This is a genomic window from Adlercreutzia sp. DFI.6.23, from assembly GCF_024462535.1.
Taxonomy (GTDB): domain Bacteria; phylum Actinomycetota; class Coriobacteriia; order Coriobacteriales; family Eggerthellaceae; genus Adlercreutzia; species Adlercreutzia rubneri.
In genome coordinates, this window is the sequence record NZ_JANGBP010000227.1 from 1 (window position 1) to 388 (window position 388).

Annotated in this window: 1 pseudogene; it reads left to right on the forward strand. The window is 65.5% G+C overall.

Annotated features, from left to right (window positions below):
- Positions 1-388, forward strand: a pseudogene (locus NE591_RS13125) (FAD-binding dehydrogenase); the annotation flags it as partial.

The following is a 388-nucleotide window of genomic DNA, read 5'->3' on the forward strand; positions in this document are numbered from 1 at the left end:
ACCCCACCGGATCCGGCATCAAGGCGGCGCTGTGGCTCGGCGCCACCATGGATCCGCTTGGCGCGGCCTGCACCTTCAACCGCGCCTGCGTGAAGCCCGACCAGTACGCCGGCGACGGGGTGCTCGGCCGCTGGTTCTGGTTCGGCGAGCAGCCCTTCCTGAAGCTGAACCTGAAGGGTGAGCGCTTCTGCAACGAGAGCGGCCCCTACAACTACATGCTGCACTCCACCATCATGCAGCCGCACCAGACCTACGTGGACATCTGGGACGCGAACCACGCCGCGCAGGCCGAGGCCTTCGACGAGGTGGGCTGCTGCCGGCTGTTCCCCTTCCCCAACGGGGCAAAGAACAACATCCCTATGCAGGTGGTGGACGGTATGATCGAGAA